The following is an 18,378-nucleotide window of genomic DNA, read 5'->3' as shown; positions in this document are numbered from 1 at the left end:
GCTCGTTGTTAATCGAGCCGCTTTCTGCGCTTCGCGGAATACATGACGTTATCACTCTCTTTGATCATCTCCAGCAGCGAGCCGAAATCCCCCGCATCGCGGTTAAGCAACCCGTAAGAGTAATTGATGTTGTAAGGCTTTCCGGCGCGCTCGTTATGCACATCGAGGCTCTCGCGCAGCTTATTAAGAAACGGCTGCGTGTCGCTCTCGCGGGTCAGCATGACGGCGAACTCATCACCGCCAAGCCGGCCTGCGATATCTTTTGGGCCCAGATGCTGGCGAAGCTGCGCGGAGAACACCTTCAGCACTTCATCTCCTTCGGCATGTCCCCACAGGTCATTGATAGGCTTAAACTTATCAAGATCGAAATAGATGATGCTAAACGGCTCGGTATTATCCTTCAGCGCAGTAAACCGTTTTTCGCCACTGCGATAAAAGCCGCGACGGTTAGGAATGCCGGTAAGGCTGTCCGTCATCGCCATGCTGATCACATGAAACTCATCTTCGACAATAAACGCCAGATCCATCAGTGTCGCGATGTCGTCATCGCTGAAATCGCGCGGCGTGCCGTCGATAAGACAGAGCGTGCCGACTACCGCGCCATCCGGCAGGCGCACCGGATACCCCGCATAAAAGCGGATATGCGGTTCGCCGGTCACCAGCGGGTTATCGTGAAAACGCGCATCGAGGCGCGCGTCATTAACAATAAACGGCCCGGCTTGTAAAATCGCGTGGCCGCAAAACGACACATCGCGCGTCGTTTCGCGCGTGTTCAGCCCCTGGCACGCCAGCAGCCACTGGCGGTCACGGTCAAGCAGGCTTATCAGTGCCACCGGCACATGGAATAATTTTTTCGCTACCCGCGTGAGGCGTTCGAAACGCTCATCATCCCTGGTATCAAGCAGATCCATCATATACAGCGATTTCAGTCGCTCTTCTTCGTTTTCCGGAATACCAGGAAATTGCATTTTCTACCTCCGCGTCAATGGCAGCGCGTGTGCCCAATAATGAACGGACGATTCTGCCAGAAATATATTCTGTCAAACGAACGAGTATAGGAGGAAAAACAGGGGGTTTGCGAAGCGGTAACGGTTATTACGCATGACCCACGCCACACTTTGCAGACGCCATGCGCCGCCGCGCCTCGGTAATTCAGACGAAACGCAGCCGGGCCTCAGCCACCTGCTTTCAGACGGTTTGCGACCACAATACGCGAACGGCCCATTTCTTTGGCAAGATAGAGGGCGATATCAGCGTTTTTGATGAGGTTTTCACGACGGGCATGATCGGGCCAGGTCGCAAGCCCCACCGAGACCGACACCGGGCCAATCTCCTGACCGTTGTAGCGCAGCGACAGCTCACCGACCTGCGTCAGAATACGTGTCGCAAGCGTATGTGCCTGCGACTGCGACATACCGGGCAGCAATACCAGAAACTCCTCGCCGCCGTAACGAAACGCCTGTGCCGTATCGCCGAGCACCGCGCGGATCGTCCGGGCTATCTCTTTGAGCGCCGCATCGCCCGCGTCGTGGCCGTAGCGATCATTGAGCGTTTTAAAGTAATCAATGTCTATCATCAGGCTGCTTACCGGCGAGCCTGACGCTTCGGCCTGGCTAATGCAGGCATTCAGCGCGTCTTCAAGGTGATAGCGGTTGCGCATGCCGGTCAGCGAATCAAACATCGCTTTTTCGGTCAGCGCATCGCGCAGCTTCTGGTTTGCCAGCGCCAGCGCCAGCGTTTCGGCCATCAGTTCGAGATAGACGTAAGGCGGTTCTTTCGCTTCATCGATCTTTTCAAACGACAGCAGCCCGATAGTTTCATTCTGGGCGATGAGCGGCACGCAAATGGCCTTTGTCGCGACCGCATCCGGCAGATGCTTACAGGGAATATCGACCAAATCGCGGCCCGGGCTGTGCATCTGCCCGCGGCGCAGCGCCCAGCACTCGTCCGGCGTAAACGCGCTATCGCCTCCCGTCGCGTCCAGCCAGCGGGCAGCGCAGGTCATCAGATTATCGCGCGTGTCCAGCACATAAAGCCGTCCCGCAAGCCCCGGCGCTATCTGTGGCGCAAAGAGCCGCGCCAGCTCAATGATATCGCTGCGGGACTCGCTGCCCTGCAACCGCTGTGTCATACGCGACAGCAAACGCCGAATGGCCCAGTCGGCATCACGCTCCTGTTCGAGTCGCTGACGCGCCAGGCCATTTTCCCGGAACACATGAATCGCCTGCGCCATATCGCCAATTTCATCCACCTGCTGAAACAGCGGCGCTTCGACGTCGTAATCCTGCGTCGCCAGGCGATTTACAACATCGCTCAGTTTTACCACCGGGCGCAGAATACGGCGCTTGAGGATAAACCCCAGCACAAACAGAAACAGCAGCGCCGTCAGCCCCACCATAATTTCTGAGAGCGTGCGCAGGCGCATAGAGGCCTCCGTTGCCGTCTGGATCGTAGCGCTGGTGCGTCTGTCCAGCAGGCCGCGAAAATGCGCGAACTGGAAATCCATCTTGTCCAGATCACGTTCATAATTCACACCGAACAACAGTTGCATGGCGCGTTCGTTTTCGCCGCGCGTGACCGCCTCAATCGCCTGCTGCTGTTCATCCTCCAGCTCATGGGCTAGCGCCATGCCGAGGCGCAGATGATCAAGCTCTTCAAGTGTGGCGCCCTGATCGTGCAACCGCGCCAGATGTGCCTCGTTTTTTTCATCCTGCGCTTTTTTCGCCTGCCATGCCGTCAGATCTTCAGGCCGACGCGCCACCACATACGTGCGCGCCAGTTCCGTCAGCGCATACGTCTCCTGTTCAACCGTATCCGTCAGCCTGTCAAACACCTCGCTTTGCCGCACGGCCGCCCGCTCCTCCTTGTCAGCGCTGGAGGCCATCATCAGCACCACGCCGGAGGCGAGAGTGAGCGCCACCGTCGCGCCATAGGCAAAGTTGGTCATTGTCGCGATGCGCACAGAGGATCCCGTTCGTTAAAAAGAGGGCTGACCATAGCCGAATGCCTGCGAAGCGCAGACATATCAGCCAGTTTTCATGTCTGATTGAATAAATTGATTATAGAAACAGATAACCAATTCTTTATGTAAATGATTTGGGCCGGGCGCATGTTGCGCACGGAACGCGGGGCAAAAAAAAGCCCCCGCAGCGCGAGCGGCGGGGGCGGTGTACCAGGGTGCGATTAGAAGGTTTCCCAGTTATCGCCGCCCTGCGCCACCACAGGCTTGCGCGGTGCAACCGGCGCAGCGCTGACGATGACCGGGCTTGTATCACGCGGTTTGTCGCGTGCGTCCTGGCTGATGCGGAACACCGCAACGGACTGCGTCAGGCGGCTCGCCTGCTCTTCAAGCGCGCTTGCAGCCGCGGCGGACTGCTCTACCAGCGAGGCGTTCTGCTGGGTCACACGGTCCATCTCGGCGACGGCCAGGCCCACCTGGTCAATACCGCGGCTCTGCTCGTCAGAGGCAGAGGCGATTTCACCCATGATGTCGGTCACACGGGTTACGGCGCTGACGATCTCGCCCATGGTTTCACCGGCGCTCTCCACAAGCGTCGAGCCCACATCCACTTTGCTGACGGAGTCTTCGATAAGGCCTTTAATCTCTTTAGCAGCCTGCGCACTGCGCTGCGCCAGGTTACGAACTTCACCTGCTACCACCGCAAAGCCGCGGCCTTGCTCACCCGCACGCGCCGCTTCAACGGCGGCGTTCAGCGCGAGGATGTTGGTCTGGAAGGCAATGCCATCGATGACGCTGGTGATATCCGCAATTTTCTGGGAGCTGCCAGCGATATCGCGCATCGTCTGCACCACGTTATCCACCACTTTGCCGCCTTTCTGCGCGGTTTCCGACGCGCTCAGGGCCAGCTGGCTCGCCTGACGGGCGTTTTCGGCGTTCTGTTTCACGGTCGCGGTCAGCTCTTCCATGCTGGCAGCCGTTTCTTCCAGAGACGCAGCCTGCTCTTCGGTACGGGAAGAAAGATCGTTGTTACCGGCGGAGATTTCGCTGGCACCGCTGTAGATAGCGTCCGCGCCGTTACGTACTTCACCGACGGTGCGCACCAGTTCGCCCTGCATATGTTTAATGCTGGCCGCGAGCTGACCCATCTCATTGGTGCCATCCACTTCAATCTGGCGCGCCAGATCGCCGCTTGCGATGTGGCGAATGCTATCGATAAGGCGGTTCAGCGGGGCGATAAGCGTGTTCTGAATACCGAACCAGACGCAGACAATCACGGCCAGTACAACGGCCAGAACGCCAATCAGGATCCAGATAGCCATGCTGTAGGAGCTGTTGCTGCCTTCCACGGCAATTTCATACAGGCTGTCATTCTGCGCCATGTACTCGGTGTAGGCTTTCTCGAAACCGTCCTGATATTTCTGGGTCGGCTGGTCGAAGAATTCGTTGATTTTCCCGGCGCCGAGCAATTGGATAAGCTCCGCCAGCGCACCGTGATAGATATCGTAGTTACGCTTAATCTCTTCTGCGGACTCCTCGCTCTGACGCGGGTCGCGTGGCAGAGCCTGGTAGTCAGCCCAGTGTTTTTCTGCCTGCTTAAGCGTCGTGCTGGCAATCTGCATCAGATCCTGCACGGTTGCCCCGCTCCCCATATTGCTGGCGTCCATCATGTAGCGGATACCGGCGCGGTTTAAGGTATTACGGGTCTGAATCAGCGCGACCCAACTGCCGTTCAGCGTAGACTGCTGCTGACGGATGGTTTGCAGAACGGTGAAATTTTCCTTGTCACTTTTGATGGCATTAAAGAACAAGCCACCGGAAGCCATTTGCAACAGACCGAACAAGACCAAAACTAACAGCAAACTCGTTACAACTTTTATGCGGTTTAACATGGTTTCTCTTCCCGATACGACAGATGGGAAGAGTGTCGGCATTAAATCCAAAAACTTTATATGGATAAGCAATGGCTTAGGCCGATTTTTGTACTAATTTTGGTGGGTATAGCGCCATAACCACGCAGTGTGTGACGCAGATCATATTGCGTGAGGCAGGCAGGCAAATTAAGCACAGCTTAATTCCTGTTTTTAGCACAACGAAATAGCGCTTAATCGCAAAGTGCGAGTCGTTTGTGCGAAGGTGTCTTGACGAGAAAGAAACAAGCAAACGGCCTGTTTCTTCTGAAAATTATTTATTTTTTTATAGCGCCGTTCGCGTCAAACAGCGTATCCCACCGGCGAATTTCGCTGGTTTCAAAAGCAATGCAGCCTTTCACCATCTGGCGGAAATAGCGGACCGATGCCTCGTTATTACCGGGCTCGAAATTCGCGTAGTCGCGCGTCGTCGCCCGTGCGCGCAGCTTAAGGATATAAACCGGGCAAATAAGCTCCACGCTGCCGGTTGAAAACAGGCTTACCCCGCGTATAAAAAAGGCTTTCTCATCACGGCCTGGCATCTCCTGCGTATGCCAGACCGCTTCGGGGAACAGCGCCGTTGAAAACGTCTCGTCATCGACCCGGTAGTAGTGCGGCTGCGGGTCCACCAGCCCGATGGAGACAAGCGAACCATAAACGAGGGTGCTCCAGACGGTAGGAAACAGCAGGACGATAAAGACCACCGCCACACAAGCCGTCACTAAGAATTTTTTAATGGCCCCGCCGTTCTTGTGCTCGCCGCCTTTATGCGAGTAATGCACGATGGCTGGCAGAAATGCCAGAAAGGCAAACAGGCTGATAAATATCCAGGCGAAAACCATAGCCCAGGAGCCTTCGCCGCGGCTGGAGCGAATAAGAAAACCCGCAGGTATTGATACAGAAAGACTCGGTAACAGGATAAAAAGCGTATTGGCGATGATTAATCCCAGCCACATTAACACCAACCAGACTCTCTGCCATTTGCCAGGTTTCAGCGTGCGCAAAAGAAACCCGATATTAAAATAAATCACCAGTAAGGCCGCGGTGATAACCGTTAAGATAAGCACTTTCCCAGCGCTAAAGTCATATGCTCCGGTCATTTTTTTCACAAGCGTGGTATGCGGCAGGAAAACCAGCGTCAGGTAAATAAACGAGACGGCAAAGCAGAGCCAGGGCAGCTTTTTATGAAACGTCTGCTCAGGGTCGCCAGGGTTCACTTCGCGATGCGCCAGTAAAATCGCGCTGGGCAGCACCAGCGTAAGCGCTGTCGCCAGTGAAAACGCGGCGGCGGAGGCGAGCAGCGAGATCAGGCCGATATTAAAGGAAAACGCACCCATCAGAAGATCGAGACGTCCGATACTGGCCAGATAACTCCAGATAATCGCGCCAGACAACAGGGTTGAATAAGGTAATAACGCGACGAAATATTTACTGATTTGCTTCACCAGCGCTTTTACCTTGTCACTCTCCGTGCTCATCACTTTGTTCCTTTAACAACCATATCGTCAGCGGCCCAATATACCGGAAAACATTCCCAGAATAATAACGGCGGCCAGCCCTGCACGCCGTAAATAATAAAGACCCCTCCGTGACGCCTTTTTCACTGCCGAAAATTCTCCGGTTTATCAGAAGTTCCAGCTCAAACCTGAGTTCACACTGTTGTTCTGATAGTTCTCTGAAATCAACCCATTTCGCCGCGCAGCACTGCGGTCGTTTCTGCGGTCGCGGCCCACTTAAGCCCTGACAGGCCCAGCGGGGAGAACCCCGTGGCGATGGCGGTATATCGCTATGCAGACCGTCGCTCCGCCGTGATCGCGGATGCGGTGGTTCCCAACGTTCTGTAACTGACATTCGCGAATAACTCGACGCCCACCCTCCATGTATTTAATATTCGGTGGTGCCGCTTTACGACAGGGAGAATAAAAAGCGATGGCCGAGGTGTTTTTCACTCTCTCCAGCATTGTGCTGGTACTTATGGGTATTTATTTCATTATCTCATTTCAGATGGAAAGAGCAGCAAAGTTCAAAGCGGCGGCTATCAGAGTCGATGCCCGTATCCTTGAAATGCGCTACTCCAGCTCTTCTGACTCCGGCAGCGTGACGTACAAAATGAAGGTGACCTTCACAACGGACAGGGGCCCGGAAACCGCGGTGGGTTCTGCCACGTTGTCGCCGCCGGATATGATTTACGTAAAAGATCACAAAACCATTCCGACCTATTACTTAAAAGACAATCCGCAAAAAATATTGATAGCCGCGGATGAGATCCCCGATTTGCTGTCACAGTAACCCTCGTCAACAATAAAGGCGCCCTCCGTGGCGCCTTTTTCACTACCGGGAACGTCCCGGTTTATCAGAAGTCCCAGCTAAAGCCTGCATTCACGCTGTTGTCCTGATAGTTCTCTGAAATCAATCCGCTGTAGCCAAGCGACAGATGCGCGTTGCGGTTCAGGGCGACTTCGGCATTGGCTTTAAGCACCGTACCGTCGCGTGAGGCCGAAACGCTGTTGGTCACAAACGGCGTGCTACTGCCCTGGAACTTAAGCCCCGTGCCGCGATCGAGGGAGCCGTACTGATGCTGCCAGCCCACTTCACCACGCAGCGCCACGGTCGTTTCTGCGGTCGCGTCCCACTCAAGCCCTGAGCGCAGCCCCAGCGTGGAGAATGTCGCGTCGGTGTGCTGTTTGTCGCCACGCAGCGCCGTCGCCCCACCCTGCTCGCGGATGCGGTTGTTTTCAAAGTTCACGTAAGAGACATTCGCGAACGGCTCAACGCTCACCATGCCCGCCGCCAGCTGATAACCCGCTTCTGCGAAGAACTGCTCAGTACGCGCGTTATATTTCGCCTCGGTGCGATCGGACTGCGTGCCGTAGCTGACCGAACGACTGGTGTCGAAGCGGTGCCAGGTGTAGCCCGCGCCAGCGCGCAGCGCAAGCTCGCCCAGTTGTTTGCCGCCGTAGACCGCCAGATGGTAGTTGTCGCTGTCTGCGTTCGCGCCGTAGCCGCCATCAAGCGAAGTACGGGTGTAGCCCGTCGCCACCCCCATGCGCCAGTCGTCGGCATAGGCGGAATCAAGCCCCAGCAGCACGCCGTAGGTCGACGCCTGATAGCCGGTGGCGTTCTCATCGCCAGAGGCGTGATCCCACGCGCCGAGCAGTTTCGCCCAGGCACCACCGTCATCTGCCGCGACAGGCGAGACGCTGGAAAGCCCTTCCGCCTGACGCAGACGCTCGTTCAGCGTATCGCGCAGGTAGCGGCTGTCGTTGATCTGCGCCGAGGCGATATCCGCATGGATCTGGCCGCCCAACTGGCGGAACGCCTGGCGAGCCTGCGCAACCGAACCGGTCGCAAGAAGGCTCTCGTACACCGGGTTGCCTGCGCCAAGGGTCTCCAGGGCGTTGGCAATGGCACGACCATTGGCGGTATCTGCGATACTTGCGAAGGAAGTGTCATTACGCGCCACATCCAGCGTCACCTGCCCGGCGGCATAACCAAGCGATGTGCCGAGGAAGAGATAATCCGGTGCCACGCTGTCGAACTGGCCGGTCACGCCGCCCGTCGCCGACAAAATGTTGTACTGCTGGCCGAGCAGGCTGCGCACTTCCGACTGGCTCAGCAGATTGCTGCTGTTCTCAAGCGTGACCGCCACTTCGCCGCCGTTAACTGCAATTGCGCCGGTGGCGTTAATGACATCGCTGCGCCCGTCCGGCGAAACTTCCACCGCATAACGCGAACCCGGCTGGAACGTCACGTCGCCATTCACATTCAGCGTGCCAATGGAGTTACCCGGCGCGACGGTACCGCCGCGCGCTGCCGTCAGCGAGCCAATCGTACCGTTCCCTGCCAGCACGCCCTGCTGTTGAACGGTCACGTCGGAGGTGACGGAGCCATTCACCACCAGCAGGCCGTCATTGACCAGCGTCGGGCCGGTGTAGGTACTGTTGCCGGTCAGCCAGAGCGCGCCCGCGCCTTGCTTGGTCAGACCGCCATGGCCGGAAATATCGTTCGACCACAGATCAAGCGCGCACTGAATATCGTTACAGGTGCGCGCGAGGTTTGTGCCCGCCTCCACTTCCTCGCCGATGCCCGGGATATTCGCAACGAACTGCGACGAGCCGTAAGCGACACCGTCTGGATCCGGCACACGGAATGCTTCAGGAATATCTTCGGCGGTATAGAACATACCCGGCCCATGGATAGCCTTGCTGAGATCGATCATCCCCCAGCCGTAGAGCGCGTCGATGCCCGGATCGCCCATATCCACCGCGGTGGTTTTCAGCACGGTCGCAATTTGTTCGCCAGTCATGTACGGGAAGCGCTCCATCAGCACCGCCACGCTGCCTGCCACATGCGGCGCGGCCATCGAGGTGCCGCTGTAGTTGGCATAATCGGTGGTGAGCGTCTCAGGGCTGGTGCCTTCGATAACCGAACTGTAGATACGGCTGCCCGGGGCCGAAACGCAGAAGCTCGCCGTGTAACCGCAGCGGGAGGAGAACGTACTGATGGTGTAAGGAATGCTGTTGGCGGAGGCCGGATCTTTCATCACGCTCGCCACCGTCAGCCAGTTCGGCGCGATATCCGGCACAAAGTACGCCAGCCCCGCTATCGCATCCGGGTTATTGAGGTTGTAGTCATTACCGGCTGCGAAAATAGTGACGATGCCGCTGCGGGCCGCGTCGATAGCGCCCTGATACGCGCCGCCAGGTTTGGTGCCGAGGATCGCTTTGATCTGATCGAACTGCGCCTGCGCATCCGCGACGGTAAAGTGCGGATACGCGGGATCTCTCCCGCCCTGATCGAACTTCTCAGTGATGCCGATGCCCCAACTGTTGTTGATGATGCGCGCGCCGCTGTCCATCAGCGCATGCCAGCCGGCCTCATATACCGCGCCGTCGTTACCAAGGATGATGCCATCTTCCGGGCCGGGGTCGCCGTTTTCGGCGCTGATGATTTGCGAGTTAAACGCCACACCATGCATCGGGCCGCCGTCGCGACTGCCCGCCGCGATGCCGCCGACGTGGGTGCCGTGTGCGCCCAGTTCGCCGTCAGAATCCACGGACGGCGTACCGTCATAGCGGAACGCATCGCCCTTTTTCACCGGAATATACGGGTCGGTATATTCACGAATCCCTTCCGTCACCAGGTTAATCACTTTATTGGTGCCGGAAAATTCCGGGTGTTGCGCATAAACCGGCTGATCGAAAATACCCAGCTTAATCCCTTTGCCGGTATAACCTGCGGCGTAGGCTTCATCGGCATGAATAGCGCCCAGACCCCATTCCGCATTAAATTCGCTGCTCCGCCAGCTGGCGGCGTCGCCCGCTTTACCCTGCTCAATATAATTACTGGCTGCCGCCGGTCCGATACCGGCCAGGCCTAACGCTACCGCCAGCGCGCTCATGCGAATACGGCGCCCGCCCCGCACAGGCGAATATCCCGCCTGAACAGGTTCAACTGCTCTGCTTCTGTTGATCATCCCAGAGTCCGTCCATTGTGATTAATATGCGGGCCAGACACGCCGGCCCTTATAGTCATTGGTATTGCGCGCAGCCATAACGGCCGTCGCGAATATAAAGGTTAAGCAGAATTTAATTATTTTTACCAGCGAGATGATAGCGTGAGAAAATTTTAAAAAGTGACGTGTGTCATATTATTTTTCTATAGGTTGAGGGGTTTCAGCCGGTTAATGCGTCTTTAAAAAAACGCGCGCAGAGACCCCACTTTTTGATTTACCGCTTCGCTTAGTGGCAGCAAAAATAAAAAAGCACGAAATATTAACCGATTACCACCTATTAACTATAAGACATGAAATAGTATTTTTCCGCAAATATAAGAACCAGAAATCATCAGGCATAATATTTAAGACGTATTTCTGGATGATGCATAAATAAAAATTAAAAAAGCCTATGGCGCATTTTCTGTCTTTTAGGAATTTTCGCAAAGAAGAATAAAAAATAACCACATTGAGATAATTCATCGAAATAGCGTTAATCGTCCATAAAAAAAGCGCCCGCAGGCGCTTGTGGAATAACGGTATTAATGCAGGGCGATTCAGGAATAGTGAAGGGTTTCTGGCTCGCGGCGCAGGATCACCTCTCCGTGGCGCACGGAATAACGCGCCTTCGCCTGGCGACGCACCACTTCGTAATCATCCGGCGCGTCCAGCACCACCAGATTGGCGGGGCGCCCTTCACAAATGCCGTAGTTATCGCCAAGGTTCATCGCCCGGGCGCTGTTGTCAGTCACAAAGTCCAGGCTGCGCTTGAGATCCTCATAGCCCATCATGTGGCAAATATGCAGCCCGGCATCGAGCACGCGCAGGATGTTGCCATTGCCGAGCGGGTACCACGGATCTTTAATCGAATCTTGCCCGAAGCAAACGTTCATGCCCGCGCGATCCAGCTCCGCCACACGCGTGACACCGCGCCGCTTAGGCCAGGTGTCGAAACGCCCCTGTAAGTGAATGCTTTCCGTCGGACAGGAAACAAAGCTTATCCCGGAGCGCTTTAGCAGACGGAACAGCTTTGAGCAATAGGCGTTGTCATACGAGCCCATCGCCACCGTGTGGCTCGCCGTGACGCGCGCGCCCATGCCGCGCACCCGGGTTTCTTCCGCCAGCACTTCGAGAAAGCGCGACTGCGCATCATCGGTTTCATCGCAGTGGACATCCACCAGACAGCCGGTGCGCTCGGCCAGATCCATCAGAAATTTCACCGAACTGACGCCCTGCTCACGGGTATTTTCAAAGTGCGGAATGCCGCCAACGACATCCGCGCCCATCTCTACCGCCTGCTCCATCAGCGCGCGTCCTTGCGGGTACGACTCAATGCCCTCCTGCGGGAACGCGACGATTTGCAGATCGATAAGATGACGAGCTTCTTCTTTTACCTCCAGCATTGCCTTCAGAGCCGCAAGCGTCGGGTCGGTCACATCCACATGGGTGCGCACATGCTGAATGCCGTGATCGCGCAGCATCCCGATTGTCGCGTGCGCGCGGCGTTTGGTGTCGTCATGCGTGATGGTGGCTTTGCGCTGGCCCCAGCGCTCAATGCCTTCGAACAGCGTACCGCTCATGTTCCACTCAGGCTCGCCCGCCGTCAGGGTGGCGTCCAGATGAATATGCGGCTCGACCAGCGGCGGGATGACCAGGCCTCCCTGCGCATCGAGTTCGCCCTCAAGCGGCGGCTGCATCGCCGTCTGCGGCGTAATGGCTTTAATCACCCCGCCGTTCAGTTCCAGCGTGAACCAGCCTTCGCGGCGGCGTAAACGGGCATTAACGATATTCATAACGGCTCCTTTCAATAAGACGGTAAGGGCGGCTCACGGTTGCGGTTCCGCCAGCGCATCGCGCGGTTGCCGGCCTCGCACCAGGCGCACCAACACAAGATAGCTCGCCGCCGACACCGCGATGCCTACCAGCGGCGCTATCCACGGCGAGAAATACGCGGTCAGCGCGCCGAGCGCATAAGCCGCAAGCCCGGCGTAATTAAAACGCGGCAGGCGGGTCTCGCTTAGCGCCGGGTAGCGCCCGCGGCGGTAAAACCAGTAATCCGCGATAATCACGCCGCCGACCGGCGGAATGATGCTCCCGAGCAGCACCAGGAACGGGATAAGCATTTCATACATCCCGCCGATGGCGAGCAGAATGCCGATGCCCGCGCTCGCGACGGTGAGCGTGCGGCGGCGTTCGCTGCGCAGCAGATGGCAGGCTGCGGCGGACACGTTATAGATAGTCGGCCCCTGGATAGTCCAGAGGTTGAGACACAGCATGATGACGGCTGCGACTGATAACCCCTGTAGCGTCATGACCGCCACAATATCCGCCTGCTGATACACCACCGCGCACCACGCGCCCGCCACCACCATCAGCCCGTTGCCGAGCAGAAAACTGATCATGCTGCCGGTCATGGCGGTTGTGCTGCTGCGCGCAAGCCGTGTCCAGTTGGTGGCCTGGGTCGCGCCACTCGCAAAGGTGCCGAACACCATGGTAATCGCCGCAGACCCGCTCAGCGTCTCGGTCGGCGCAATGTGCTGCATCCCCTGCCAGCCGCCCGCGTGGCGGGTCGCTATCCACATCGAGGTCACCAAAAGCATAAACATTAGCGGCACCGAGACGCGCGACAGCAGATCCAGCCCGCGATAGCCCACCAGCGCCGTGAGGCAAAACGCAAGGCCGAAGAACACCATCAGCGGCGTGGTGAGCCATTCCGGCAGCGCGAGCAGTTTCACAAGCGTAATCGCGACCGTCGCCGTGCCCCAGGCATACCAGCCAAGCTCTGCGAAACCAAGCAGAAAATCGGAGAGCTTGCTGCCCATTTCGCCAAAGCAGAAGCGGCCCATAAGTACGGTGTTTAATCCGCTGCGGGCGGCGATAGCCCCCAGCGCCGCGGCGTAGAGCGCCAGGAGCAGATTGCCGATGGTGGCAATCCAGAGCATATCGACAATAGGAAAGGCGACGCCGAGCTTGCCGCCCGCAAACATCGTGCCGGTAAAAAAGGTAAAGCTGAACAACACCATAGAAATGGAAAGCAGGCCTTTGCGTCCTGTTGCGGGCGCTTCGCTTAACGGGAATTCGGTGTTCGCTGACATAACGTGTCCTCTGCGAAAAAGTAAAAACGCGATTGCGCAGAGATTGAGCAAGTTATATGCCAGAAATAGTAGGGCATAACAGCCACACCACAGTGTGCAGTATGCACATAAAGAGGTGAAAATCGGGTGGCGTGCGCCCAGACGTTGTGCAACGTGTCGCGTCTTGCACCATTTGCGGGAGCGGTAAAAAGCCGCGCGCCGCCTTTAAGGCGACGCGCGCAGAGTGACGTCAGTCGAGATCGGCACCGTGGCTGGCGATCACTTTTTTGTACCACCAGAATGATTTTTTACGTTTACGCTCGAGCGTGCCGCGGCCCTGATCGTCGCGATCCACCCAGACGAAACCGTAACGCTTGCTCATCTCGCCGGTTGAGGCAGAAACCAGATCGATACAGCCCCAGGTGGTGTAGCCCATCACCGGGATACCGTCTTCGATGGCTTCGCGCATCGCAAGGATATGCTCGCGCAGATAGCTGATACGGTAATCGTCTTCGATTTCGCCCTTTTCATTGAAAGCATCTTTCGCGCCGAGGCCGTTTTCTACCAGGAACAGCGGTTTCTGGTAGCGGTCGTACATCATGTTCATGGTGATACGCAGCCCCAAAGGATCAATGCCCCAGCCCCATTCGCTGGCTTCGATATAGGGGTTTTTCAGCGACTTCACGATGTTCGCCGCGCTGGTCACCTGGGTGTTCATATCCGCTGATGCACAGCGCGAGGCATAGTAGCTAAACGACACGAAATCGACGGTATCCTTCAGGATCTCGTCATCTTCTGGTGCTTTTTCAATGACGATGCCTTTCTCGCGGAACAGGCGCTGGGTGTAAGCCGGGTAGGCTCCGCGCGCCTGCACATCGATGAAAAACAGGTTTTCTCTGTCTTTCTCAAGCGCCGCCCAGACATCTTCTGGCTTGCAGGAATAGGGATAGAAATTGCCGCCTGCCAGCATACAGCCCACCTGGTTTTGCGGGTTCACTTCATGGGCAATGCGGGTGGCGATGGCACTTGCGATAAGCTCATGGTGCGCGGCCTGGTATTTCACCTGCTCCTGATTTTCGCCCGGTTCAAAGGCCAGACCGGCGCCGGAAAACGGGCTGTGTAGCAGAATGTTAATTTCATTAAACGTCAGCCAGTACTTGACCAGACCGTCGAACGCCTCGAAACAGGTGCGCGCGTAGCGGGTGAAAAACTCCACCATTTTGCGGCTACGCCAGGAGCCATATTCTGTCACCAGATGCATCGGTACGTCGAAATGACAGAGCGTTACCAGCGGCTCGATATTGTACTTTTTGCACTCGCTAAAAAGGTCGCGGTAAAACGCGATGCCCGCTTCGTTCGGCGTCTGCTCATCGCCGTTCGGGTAGAGACGGCTCCAGGCTATCGACGTGCGGAATACCGTGAAGCCCATCTCCGCCATCAGGGCGATATCTTCTTTATAGCGATGGTAAAAATCGATCGCTTCATGGCTTGGGTAAAACTCATCGTCACGCCAGGCAACGCGTTTATCCTGACCGAGTTTTACCGCCAGACGATGTGGGCCATGCGGCAGCATATCAACCGTGGTCGGCCCTTTGCCACCCTCGCGCCAGGCACCTTCAGCCTGGTTTGCCGCAATGGCGCCGCCCCATAAAAATCCTTCGGGAAATGTTTTGTTGTCCATACGCATCCTCTGTTTAATTCGTTTTTACGGCGGTCGCCTGCGTGGTGAAAGCGGCAGGCTGCGCCTCGTCGCGGGCAGGCTGCGCCTCGTCGACAGGAATATCCTCAAAGCCCAGCACCAGCGTCAGAATGAACGAAAGCACTACCGCCAGCGCCATCACGCCAAAGACCCAGACAATCGTCATCGGGTTTGCCGGATCAAAAAACTGCACGCTGGTAAAGAGCCCCGGCGCCGCCATCGAATGGCTGGCAAGCCCTGCAAGCCCGGCGACCGCGCCGCAGACAAAGCCGCTAATAAGGCTCGCGACCAGCGGGCGTTTAAGCCGCACCGCCACGCCATAGAGCGCCGGTTCGGAAATTCCCGCCACAATGGCCGAGGCCGCCGCGGCCAGCGCCGTCTGGCGCAGTTCCGGGTTGCGGGTGCGCCACGCGACAGCGAGCGACGAGCCGCCAAGCGACAGGTTGGCGCCAATTTCCGACGGCATCACCATGCCCTCTTTGCCGGTTTCGGCGATAGTCTGAATGATGGTTGGCGTAAAGACACGGTGCATCCCGGTCATCACCAGCAGCGGCCAGAGCGCGCCCATGATAGCCACCGACAGCCAGCCCAGATAATCATGGATGGTGTAAACCACCGAAGAAATGCCGCTACCGATCCAGATGCCAATCGGGCCTATCAGCATGATGGCAATGGGCGAGGCGATCAGCACAATCAGCATTGGCTTCAGGAAGTTCTTGGTCACCGCTGGCGTGATTTTGTCCACCCAACGTTCAATATAGGAAAGGATCCAGGTCATGCAGAGGGCCGGGATCACGGTATAGGTATATTTTACCGCCGTGACCGGAATCCCAATGAAATCCACCGGTTGCCCCTGCGCGGCTTTCGCCATCAGGTCAACGAAGTTCGGGTGTACCAGCACGCCCGCGATGGCGATGGCGAGCGACATATTGGTTTTAAACTTCACCGCGGCGGAGGCCGCCACCATGATCGGCAGGAAGAAAAACGCGCCGTCGCCAATGACGTTAAGAATGGTCAGCGTTGGCGCACCCTTTGCCACCACGCCCGACATTTCCAGCACCATTGCCAGCAGTTTAACCATCGAGCCGCCGATAATGGCCGGAATGAGCGGCGACATGGTGCCGATCAGCGCATCCAGAATGCCCGCGCCGATGCGCCGCAGCGTGATCTTGTCGTTGCGCGGCAGCGCACGCTCGACCCGCGCGCCTTCCGGCAGCAGCTTCAGGACTTCCGCATAGGCCTGGGACACCGTATTGCCGATGATGACCTGGCACTGGTTGTCGTTTCGCACCACGCCCAGCACGCCCGGGAGGGTTTTCAGGCGCGCGATGTCTACCGCGCTATCATCGTTAAGCACAAAGCGCAGGCGCGTCATGCAGTGCGTGACTGCCGCCACGTTACCGCCACCGCCAATCGCATCGACTACCGCGCGCGCCAGCGCTACGTAATTCTTTGACATGATGGTGAAATCTCTCGTTATCACACGCCGTGGCGCTACTTCCGCCCCTGCGCGTTTATTATTTTAAATTCAGGTACTTGCCAGATTGCTTCGTGCGAAACGCCACGCTGCGCTGGCAGGATGATGAAATAGGTAACCGGTTCCACATTAGAGTGGTTGTGTGCATAAAACAGATCAACAGAAATTTAATCAGGCTTTAAAATTTGTGATGAAGATCGCCATGACACCCGCATAAGCCTGCGCAATGCCCTGCCGCCTGGGTAGGAAATGTGTAGAATGTGCGGCACGTAAGCTGAGCCGGAGTGAACCCATGTCAACAATGCAGGAAGTGGCCAAAAAAGCAGGCGTTTCAAAGGCCACCGTTTCTCGCGTGCTTTCCGGCAAAGGGTATGTGAGCGAAGAGACGCGCAAACAGGTCTTCGATGCCATCGAAGCCACCGGCTATCGTCCGAACCTGCTGGCGCGCAACCTCGCGACCAACAAATCCCAGTGCATCGGGATGGTGGTCACCAACACGCTCTACAGCGGCAGTTACTTCAGCGAAATCCTCTCCCGTGCGGCGAAAAAGCTGGAAGAGAATGGCCGGCAGTTGATTCTGGTCGACGGCAAACACAGCGCCCGCGAAGAGCGCGAGGCGATTGAGTTTTTGCTCGATTTACGCTGCGACGCCATCATTCTTTATCCGCGTTTTTTGAGCGTCGATGAGATAGACGACATCATCAGCCAGACCCGTCAGCCAGTAATGGTGGTGAACCGTAAACTGCGCAAACATCAGAGCCACTGCGTCTGCTGCGATCACAAAGGCTCAGGCTTTGAGGCCACCCGCGCGCTGATTGCGCGCGGCCACCGCGATATCGCGTTTATCACCGGATCGCTCGACTCCCCAACCGCGCTGGAGCGTCTGGCAGGCTACCAGGAGGCGCTGCGCCAGCATGACATCAAGGCTGCGTCTGCGCTTATCGTGGAAGGAAAATGGACACCCGCGAGCGGCGCACAAGCCGTCACCACGCTGCTGGAAAGTAAGGTCGTGTTCAGTGGGCTTATCGCCAGTAACGACGATATGGCGGTCGGCGCGCTGAAAGCCCTGACCGATGCGGGCATCAGCGTCCCGCAGCAAGTATCGCTGATAGGCTTCGACAACAGCCCCACCGCGCCGTTTTTAAGCCCGGCGCTCGCCAGCGTCAAAGACCCGGTGTCGGACATGGTTCACGAGACCATCAACCGCCTGATTTCCATGCTCGACGGTGGTTATCTCTCGCGCGACAACCTGTTTGTCTCCGAGCTCATCCTGCGTGATTCCGTCGGCAACGGGCCTTATTACGGGCGCGCGTAAGTGGCGCTAATAGTTAGCGGGAAATGCGCAGCCGTGGCGAAATGCGCGGCGAATAAGCGCTGCGGGCCGCCTTTACGGTTCTGGAAATAGTAATAGGCGGAGTAGCGGTTACCGGGGCGATAACTAAATCCCAAATCGGGTAAACACTGCCCGCGCGCCACGTGGCGTTTCGCCTCGGGCAACTGCGATTCCATTAAGGACTCTCCCTTCTCGCTGTATATTTCAACCGAGCTGATGACCTCATCAGGTTTATTCGCCACCAGTAAACAGACCGTATCGCCACGCGCCATTACCGCGGCTGGCTCTTCGAGAGATATCCTGTCCGCACCGGACGGACACCCTGTCAGCAAACCTGTCACAACCACAACCAGCAGGCGTTTCAATTTTCTGCTTCCTCAGCATTTCCGTTATGCATCATGCATCACGAGTTTAACGCGCTGCGCAGGGGCT

Annotated in this window: 12 protein-coding genes; 2 read left to right on the top strand and 10 right to left on the bottom strand. The window is 57.1% G+C overall.

Going from position 1 to position 18,378, the window contains the following annotated elements; all coding sequences use genetic code 11:
* Nucleotides 1–8: 8 nt before the first annotated feature.
* From AFK62_RS02980 to AFK62_RS02965, 4 genes are all read right to left on the bottom strand, one after another.
* Complete coding sequence (locus tag AFK62_RS02980; RefSeq protein WP_007664952.1) at nt 9–968, bottom strand: sensor domain-containing diguanylate cyclase; 960 nt, start codon at nt 966–968, stop codon at nt 9–11.
* Nucleotides 969–1,174: 206 nt separating this feature from the next.
* Nucleotides 1,175–2,962: a diguanylate cyclase gene (locus AFK62_RS02975; RefSeq protein ID WP_053531702.1), complete on the bottom strand. Its 1,788-nt coding sequence runs from the start codon at nt 2,960–2,962 to the stop codon at nt 1,175–1,177.
* Between the two features lie 221 nt (nt 2,963–3,183).
* Nucleotides 3,184–4,851, bottom strand: a complete 1,668-nt coding sequence (tsr, locus tag AFK62_RS02970) for a methyl-accepting chemotaxis protein (protein WP_007664945.1) — start codon at nt 4,849–4,851, stop codon at nt 3,184–3,186.
* A gap of 296 nt (nt 4,852–5,147) precedes the next feature.
* On the bottom strand, nt 5,148–6,347 hold the full coding sequence (locus AFK62_RS02965; RefSeq protein ID WP_007664943.1) for a hypothetical protein: 1,200 nt from the start codon (nt 6,345–6,347) through the stop codon (nt 5,148–5,150).
* Between the two features lie 451 nt (nt 6,348–6,798).
* Here AFK62_RS02965 and AFK62_RS02960 point away from each other — a divergent pair, with 451 nt between their 5' ends.
* Nucleotides 6,799–7,158 (top strand): DUF3592 domain-containing protein, encoded by a 360-nt coding sequence (locus AFK62_RS02960; protein ID WP_007664941.1) that lies wholly within the window; start codon nt 6,799–6,801, stop codon nt 7,156–7,158.
* A gap of 64 nt (nt 7,159–7,222) precedes the next feature.
* Here the strand turns inward: AFK62_RS02960 and AFK62_RS02955 are convergent, their stop codons facing one another.
* The 5 genes from AFK62_RS02955 to ascF form a co-directional block, all read right to left on the bottom strand.
* On the bottom strand, nt 7,223–10,270 hold the full coding sequence (locus tag AFK62_RS02955; protein WP_053531701.1) for an autotransporter outer membrane beta-barrel domain-containing protein: 3,048 nt from the start codon (nt 10,268–10,270) through the stop codon (nt 7,223–7,225).
* Between the two features lie 650 nt (nt 10,271–10,920).
* On the bottom strand, nt 10,921–12,156 hold the full coding sequence (gene codA / locus AFK62_RS02950; RefSeq protein ID WP_007664924.1) for a cytosine deaminase: 1,236 nt from the start codon (nt 12,154–12,156) through the stop codon (nt 10,921–10,923).
* A gap of 33 nt (nt 12,157–12,189) precedes the next feature.
* Nucleotides 12,190–13,458, bottom strand: coding sequence for a cytosine permease (codB, locus tag AFK62_RS02945; RefSeq protein WP_007664922.1), 1,269 nt, complete (start codon nt 13,456–13,458; stop codon nt 12,190–12,192).
* A gap of 229 nt (nt 13,459–13,687) precedes the next feature.
* The gene (locus AFK62_RS02940) at nt 13,688–15,118 is read right to left on the bottom strand and encodes a 6-phospho-beta-glucosidase (RefSeq protein WP_007664921.1); all 1,431 of its coding nucleotides are present in this window, start codon (nt 15,116–15,118) and stop codon (nt 13,688–13,690) included.
* Nucleotides 15,119–15,131: 13 nt separating this feature from the next.
* Nucleotides 15,132–16,595 (bottom strand): PTS cellobiose/arbutin/salicin transporter subunit IIBC, encoded by a 1,464-nt coding sequence (gene ascF, locus AFK62_RS02935; protein ID WP_007664919.1) that lies wholly within the window; start codon nt 16,593–16,595, stop codon nt 15,132–15,134.
* Between the two features lie 310 nt (nt 16,596–16,905).
* Between ascF and AFK62_RS02930 the strand changes: the two genes are divergently transcribed.
* Nucleotides 16,906–17,928, top strand: a complete 1,023-nt coding sequence (locus AFK62_RS02930) for a LacI family DNA-binding transcriptional regulator (RefSeq protein WP_007664916.1) — start codon at nt 16,906–16,908, stop codon at nt 17,926–17,928.
* On the opposite strand, the gene AFK62_RS02925 is transcribed toward AFK62_RS02930, so the two are convergent.
* The gene (locus tag AFK62_RS02925; RefSeq protein ID WP_007664913.1) at nt 17,913–18,311 is read right to left on the bottom strand and encodes a putative T6SS immunity periplasmic lipoprotein; all 399 of its coding nucleotides are present in this window, start codon (nt 18,309–18,311) and stop codon (nt 17,913–17,915) included. The genes AFK62_RS02930 and AFK62_RS02925 overlap by 16 nt on opposite strands.
* Between the last annotated feature and the right edge of the window lie 67 nt (nt 18,312–18,378).

The sequence above is a fragment of the Cronobacter condimenti 1330 genome, assembly GCF_001277255.1.
Taxonomy (GTDB): domain Bacteria; phylum Pseudomonadota; class Gammaproteobacteria; order Enterobacterales; family Enterobacteriaceae; genus Cronobacter; species Cronobacter condimenti.
Note: the sequence above shows the minus strand (reverse complement) of the source record. Positions and strands in the feature narration are given on the sequence as shown.